This window comes from Geobacillus sp. ZGt-1 (assembly GCF_001026865.1).
GTDB lineage: Bacteria > Bacillota > Bacilli > Bacillales > Anoxybacillaceae > Geobacillus > Geobacillus thermoleovorans.
The window spans coordinates 1-2,524 of record NZ_LDPD01000140.1; the positions used below are offsets into that span (position 1 = coordinate 1).

The following is a 2,524-nucleotide window of genomic DNA, read 5'->3' on the forward strand; positions in this document are numbered from 1 at the left end:
GACAACCCGGTCGCGGCCGCTCTGGTAAGCAAAATGGGGGATGATGAAAGTGAAAGAGTGGCCGCGGTGTCTTTGTTCCGGCCCTTGCGCGTATTGCATTGAGAATGCTTGGTATTGCAGTCGGGGGTGTGATCTTTTCTCTTCCATGCATCCTGCTTGCCAGCTGATTGATGGGTTAGGGCAGCGATGGGGAACGTTGACGGTCATGCAAAAGCGTGGTAAGATAACATAAAAACATACTATTCATATTTATTTACTATGAATTAAAGGATGGCTGAAAGGGGAGAGAGCAGTTGATTCGATTCCAGTATATTGAGAGCGGAGGGGAACGTTTGGCGGTTTCGATTCATGATCCAGCTGTGTCGGTTGATCGTGATGATGTGCCTGTTGTTGTCATTTGTCATGGGTTTATCGGTACGAGGATTGGTGTGGATCGGTTGTTTGTCCAAGCAGCGGAAAGATTTGCTTCGGCCGGAGTCGGAGTCGTCCGTTTTGATTATGCTGGTTGTGGGGAGAGCAGTGGAGAATATGGAAAAAACCGATTTGATGATTTCATTCGACAAACGAGAGATGTCATTCGTACAGTGGAACAATTTCCGTCGTTTCAGCGTCGGCCGCTTGTGCTTCTCGGCCATAGTTTGGGAGGGGCGGTGGCGACGGTCACAGCTGCATTGGATCGGCGAGTCGAACGATTGGTGCTTTGGGCGCCTGTTGCGTATCCACATGCAGATATTGTCCGCATTGCCACAGATGGGTATGGCCGCTCGGATGGTGAAACGATTGAGTACCGCGGATATCGATTGTCCCCTTCCTTTTTCACTTCGCTCGTTGATATCGACCCGTTGCAGGCGGCGAAACAGTTTCCGGGTGATGTCCTCCTTGTCCATGGAATAGCCGATCAAGAAATTCCTGTCATGTATGCAGATGTCTATGGGGAAGCATTCGGGCAACGAGCCGATTCACGATTTGCCAAACATGTCATCTCTAAAGCGGATCACACGTTTTCTTCCGTCTCCGCGCGAGAACAGTTGCTGCAGATCACGACGGCTTGGCTTTTCCAACGTGCGGTGGTCGTCTAGCAAGGGAAGGTGCCCACGAAGGAGCGGGCACCTTATCATTTCGAATGTCTTTGGTGTCGTTATTCTGATGTTCTCGTTGAAGCGGCGGACTTGTTCGGTGATCGCGAAAGAAGACGGCTGTCCTAGGGCTAGCCATCTGTTCGTGAGCCGATCGGGCGGAACGCGGCAGCGGGATGATCATGCGACAGGCGCGGGCCGTTCCCGAATAGCTTCTCCCGCATGGTTCCAGGGGTGTAGGCGGTTTTGTATAGACCGCGTCGTTGCAGGATGGGAACGACATATTCAATGAAATCGTCCAAATCTTTGGGCGTGATCAGATGGGTTAAATTGAATCCATCCACCCCCGAGCGCCGAGCTCGCTCTTCGATGGCGTCGGCGACCTGTATCGGGTTGCCGATTATGACGGATTCCCGTGTGAGCGTTCCGGCTTTTTGAAGCGCCTCACCGATCGTTAGCGGTTTTGTGGCGTCTTTTGTTAATGAAGCGGCTTTGTAGTGTCCATGATCCGTGGCGCGGAACAAGAACGGTTCATCGGCTGGCTTTGCTTCATATTCAGCCAAGTCATAGCCGCTCGCCCCGCTGAATTGGGCTTTGGCGGCGTCCATGCTCCATAGGCGGCGCAATTGTTCATATTTTGCTTCCGCTTGCTCCGTCGTTTTGGCGACAATGACCGTCAAAAAGGTGAAAAATTTCAGTTGTTGCGGATCTCTTCCGTATCGCTCGGCTCGTTGGCGAATGTCTTGAATGTAGAATGACAGCCGTTCGGGGGACGGAGCGCCGACGAAAACACATTCCGCATGTTTGGCCGCGAACGCCCTCCCGCGTTCGGATGAACCAGCTTGGTACAACACTGGTGTGCGTTGCGGGGAAGGCTCGCATAAATGCGGACCTTCGACAGAGAAAAAGGCGCCGTGATGGTTGATCGGATGAATTTTGGCAGGATCAATCAACACGCCTGTCTCTCGATCTTCGAGGAAGGCACCTTCTTCCCAGCTTCCCTCCCACAACTTATAAGTCACTTCCAAACACTCATCCGCGATCTCATATCTCTGATCATGGGTGATCATTCTCTCCAATCCAAAGTTTTTGGCCGCATTAGGCAAATAAGAGGTGACAATATTCCACGCGATGCGGCCGTTTGTCAGATGGTCAAGCGTGGAAAATCGTCTTGCGATATGGAACGGGTGCTCATAAGTGGTGCTTGCCGTTAACACGAATGAAAGATGGGTCGTGACGCTCGCCATGACTGGAATGATTAAGGAAGCGTCGTTTAGTGGAAACTGCATCCCGTCGCGAATCGATGGATCTTTGCTTTGTCGATACGTGTCGTACACCCCGAGCACATCAGCAAAGAAAACAGCGTCAAACAGCCCTGCTTCGAGGCGCTTAGCCATTTCGATCCAGTAATGGAGCTCTTTGTAGCGGCGGTGGCGCTCGCTGTCGGG

The 2,524-nt window shown here is 52.1% G+C and carries 2 protein-coding genes; one reads left to right on the forward strand and one right to left on the reverse strand.

Annotated features, from left to right (window positions below; translation table 11 throughout):
- Nucleotides 1-293 precede the first annotated feature (293 nt).
- A complete protein-coding gene (locus VU18_RS16140; RefSeq protein WP_014196862.1) occupies nt 294-1,079 on the forward strand; it encodes an alpha/beta hydrolase in 786 nt (261 codons plus the stop codon).
- Nucleotides 1,080-1,207: 128 nt separating this feature from the next.
- Here the strand turns inward: VU18_RS16140 and VU18_RS16145 are convergent.
- A partial coding sequence (locus VU18_RS16145; RefSeq protein ID WP_047758532.1) for an LLM class flavin-dependent oxidoreductase occupies nt 1,208-2,524 on the reverse strand: 1,317 nt, incomplete at its 5' end.